Below are 4,200 nucleotides of genomic sequence, written 5' to 3'. Positions count from 1 at the left end.
GTCCTCGACGTCGCGCCCCGACACCGCGACCGGCCGGGCCGAGGCCACCGCGCAGTCCGCGTCGAGGGTGTACACCACCGTCGCGTTGCCGCTGTCGTCCACGACCACGGGCCCCGCCGGGGTGACGGCCAGCCCGGAGACCTCGTCGAGACGCGGGTCGTCCAGCGCGCAGCGCGTCACCGGACCGGGGGCGGCGAGCGCGTCGGGTCCGCCGAGCACGCCGGCGGCGAGGAGGGCCGCCACGACGACGGCGAGCGCACCGCCACGCCGCCGGGTCCGTCGGCTCACCCGACGATCCCGGCGGCGACGAACGACCCGTTCGTGGCCGCTACGGGCACGAACGAGTGGTTCGTGCCGGATGACCGCGCCGCCCGGCCCCGACGATCACGGCACCGGGACGTCGGCGCCGACCGAGGCCCGTTCGACGGCGGCGGCCAGCTCGGGCCCGACCCGCGCCTGCATGACGGTGCCCTCCGCGACGTGGCGCTCGGCGAGCACCTCGCCCTCGGCGTGCACCCGGCCCACGAGCGCACCCTCGGTGTAGGGCAGCACCACGTCGACCTCGACCTCGGGCCGCGGCAACGCCTCGGCGATCCGGCGCCGCAGCAGCTCGATGCCCTCCCCGGTGCGCGCCGAGACGAACACCGCCCCCGGCAGCGTCGCGCGCAGCTGCGCCAGCGCGAGCGGGTCGGCGTCGTCGACCTTGTTGACGACGAGCAGCTCCGGCGGCGCGCTCTTCGCGTCCTTCGGGCCGATGTCGGCGATCACCTCGCGGACCGCCGCGATCTGGTCGGTCGCGGCGGGGTCGGCGCCGTCGACCACGTGCACACGAGGTCGGCGTCGCCCACCTCCTCGAGGGTGGAGCGGAACGCCTCGACGAGCTGGTGGGGCAGGTGGCGCACGAAGCCGACGGTGTCGGTGAGCGTGGCCTCGCGCCCGTCGGGGATCTCCCACCGGCGCGTGGTCGGGTCGAGGGTCGCGAAGAGGGCGTCCTCGACGAGCACGCCCGCGTCGGTGATCGCGTTGAGCAGCGAGGACTTGCCGGCGTTGGTGTACCCGGCGATGGCGACCGCCGGGACCTCCCGACGACGCCGCCGGTCGCGCTGGGTGTCACGGACGGTCTTCATGCCCTCGAGCTCGCGGCGCAGCTTCGCGATCCGCTGGTGGATCCGCCGCCGGTCCGTCTCGAGCTTGGTCTCACCGGGGCCACGGGTGCCCACGCCGCCGCCACCCGCGCCGCCACCACCGCCGGCGCCGCCGCCCTGGCGGGACATCGACTCGCCCCAGCCGCGCAGGCGGGGCAGGAAGTAGCGCAGCTGGGCGAGCTCGACCTGGGCCTTGCCCTCCCGCGACCGGGCGTGCTGGGCGAAGATGTCGAGGATCAGCGCGGTCCGGTCGACGACCTTGACCTTGAGCTTCTCCTCGAGCTGGCGGAGCTGGCCGGGCGAGAGCTCGCCGTCGGCGATCACGGTGTCGGCGCCGGTGGCGGACACGGTCTCGCGCAGCTCGGCCACCTTGCCGGAGCCGACGAACGTGGCCGGGTCGGGGTTGGAGCGGCGCTGGACGAGCCCGTCGAGCACCTCGGAGCCCGCCGTCTCGGCGAGCCGGGCGAGCTCGACCATCGAGGCGTCGGCCATCGCGGCGCTGCCCTCGGTCCACACGCCGACGAGCACGACGCGCTCGAGGCGCAGCTGCCGGTACTCGACCTCGGTGACGTCGGTGAGCTCGGTGGATGCGCCGGAGAGGCCCGGGACGCGCCGTAGCGACGAGCGCTCCTCGAGCTCCATCGTGCCCGTGGTCGGGTCGGTCTCGTCGGGCGCGGGGTGGAGCGCCGTGGGGTCGAGATCGATGCGGCCGTGCGACGGACGGTCCCCACGACGGGTGGACACACCGGACACGGGGGACGTGGAGGGACCGGAACGGTCGGCTGCGGGTTCTGTCATCGTGACGTCGATTCTCCCACGGGCGACGCGCCGTCACCACGTCTTTCCGGAGCGCACGGCCCCGCGTCAGACGCCCGCCGGCGCCCGCAGCCCCACGCGGGCCCACATCTCGCCGACGCGCGCGGGGTCCGCCTCGAGCTCCACCTCGCCCCGGGCGACGAGGACGGCGGGGCCGGTGAGCGTCGTCGTCGCGCCGGGGGCGGAGCCGAGCCCGGCGCCGACGTCGACCCGCAGCACACCGCCCGGCGTCGTCACCGTCACCGTCCCGGAGTCGCGGCCCGCCGCGCGCAGCCCGGCGACCGCCCCGGCGACCGTTCCGGTACCGCACGAACGGGTCTCGCCGGAGCCGCGCTCGTGGACGCGGAGTCGGGTGGCGCCCTCGGCGGACAGTGGCGTCAGGAACTCGACGTTCACGCCGTCGGGGAACACCTCGGGGTCGTGCCCGGGGGCGGCGGTGAGGTCCAGGGCGTCCAGGTCGGCGGTGGTGACGCAGGCCAGGTGCGGGTTCCCGACGTCGACGGCCACCCCGGCGAAGGAGGTCACCGAGCCCGCGGGGCCGACCGGCGAGGGCAGGATCGCCACCGCGTCCGGCCCGACCCGCGCCGGGCCCATGTCCACGGTGACCTCGCCGTCGGGGTCCTCGCCGAGCTCGACGGTCCGCAGGCCCGCCCGGGTCGCGATCGCGAAGGTCCCGGCCTGTGCGAGGCCGGCCGCGACCAGGTAGCGGGCGAACACCCGGATCCCGTTGCCGCACATCTCGGCGAGCGAGCCGTCGGCGTTGCGGTAGTCCATGAAGAACGCGGCACCGGGGTCGTGCGACGGCGCCACGCGCAGCACCCCGTCGGCGCCGAGCCCGCGGCGGCGGTGGCAGAGCGCGCGGACGGCGGCGGCGTCGAGATCCCGGCGACCCTCGGGGTCGGGCAGCAGCACGAAGTCGTTCTCCGTGCCGTGGCCGAGGACGAACTCCATGTGCCCAGCCTACGAAGCGTCGGCGGTCGCGTGTGCCAGCGCGACGACGTCGTCGACGAGCGTGGCCGACGACGCGTCGAACCACCGCACGCGCGGGTCCCGGCGGAACCACGAGCGCTGCCGCCGGACGAGGCGGCGGGTCGCGACGACGATCCGCCGGCGCGCGTCGGCGAGGGCGGACGGGTCGGGGTCGGGGGCGTGGTCGTCGCCGGTGTCGAGGACCTCGAGGAGCTCGCGGTACCCGACGGCCCGGGACGCGGTCCCGCCGTCGCGCAGGCCCGCCGCGGCGAGACGACGGACCTCGTCGAGCAGGCCCGCCGCGAGCATCCCGTCGACGCGCTCCTCGACGCGGGCGTCGAGCGCGGCGGTGTCGCGGTCGAGCCCGACGAGCACGGTGTCGTGCCGCGGCGCATCGGGCCGCGGCAGGCTCGCGGCGAAGGGTGCCCCGGTGATCTCGACGACCTCGAGTGCCCGCACGACGCGCCGGCCGTTGCCGGGCAGGATGCCGGCGGCGGCGTCGGGGTCGATCCGCGCGAGCCGGGCGTGCAGCACCGCCGGACCGACCTCGGCGAGCTCCGCCGCCAGCCGCGCGCGCACCGCGGGGTCGGTGCCGGGGAAGCGCAGGTCGTCGACGAGGGCCTGGAGGTAGAGCCCGGACCCGCCGACGGCGACCGGGGTGCCGCCGCGCGCCAGGACCTCGTCGACGGCGGCCCGCGCGTCGCGCTGGTAGGCCGCGACGGTGGCGGTCTCGGTGACCTCGAGGACGTCGAGCAGGTGGTGCGGGACGCCGCGGCGGGCGGGCACGGGCAGCTTCGCGGTGCCGATGTCCATGCCGCGGTAGAGCTGCATCGCGTCGGCGTTGACGACCTCGACGCCGGGCAGGCGCGCGGCCAGGTCGAGCGCCAGGTCGGACTTGCCCGTGGCCGTCGGCCCGACGAGGGCGATCGGGCGGGCGCTCACCGCCGTCACGCTAGCCGCGTCGGCGTGCCCGGGCCGCGGTGACCGGCGGAGATCGTCTCCTCGGCGGCCGGCTGCCCGCCGAGCGATCACTCCACCGCCGCGAGGTGGATGATGGCCCGGGAGGACGGCGAGGGGGCGGCCGGTCCTCGTGGGGCCGCCGTCTCGGCCGTCCGGAGTCCGTCCGGAGTCCGTCCGGATCGCCCGCTTCGACGCCCCCGATGTGCGGGTCGCTGCAGGTCGGGGGTGCGACGCCGACCGGGAAGCTGTTTGAATGCCCCGCACGATCCGAGCGGGAGGTGTACGGCGAATGGCCGAGGAGCAGGCCACC

2 protein-coding genes and 2 pseudogenes are annotated in these 4,200 nt (G+C 76.4%); all 4 read right to left on the bottom strand.

Annotated features, from left to right (window positions below; genetic code table 11):
- Window positions 1-288: pseudogene (locus AC0CYZ_RS08830) on the bottom strand (hypothetical protein); the annotation flags it as partial.
- 96 nt (window positions 289-384) lie between these two features.
- Window positions 385-1,787, bottom strand: a pseudogene (gene hflX / locus AC0CYZ_RS08825) (GTPase HflX).
- Window positions 1,788-2,009: 222 nt separating this feature from the next.
- A complete protein-coding gene (gene dapF / locus AC0CYZ_RS08820) occupies window positions 2,010-2,912 on the bottom strand; it encodes a diaminopimelate epimerase (protein WP_472214356.1) in 903 nt (300 codons plus the stop codon).
- Window positions 2,913-2,921: 9 nt separating this feature from the next.
- A complete protein-coding gene (gene miaA / locus AC0CYZ_RS08815) occupies window positions 2,922-3,872 on the bottom strand; it encodes a tRNA (adenosine(37)-N6)-dimethylallyltransferase MiaA (RefSeq protein ID WP_472214354.1) in 951 nt (316 codons plus the stop codon).
- Window positions 3,873-4,200 lie beyond the last annotated feature (328 nt).

It is taken from the genome of Actinomycetospora sp. (genome assembly GCF_055612215.1).
The sequence above is the reverse complement of the archived record's forward strand: the minus strand, read 5'-3'. Positions and strand labels throughout refer to the sequence as shown.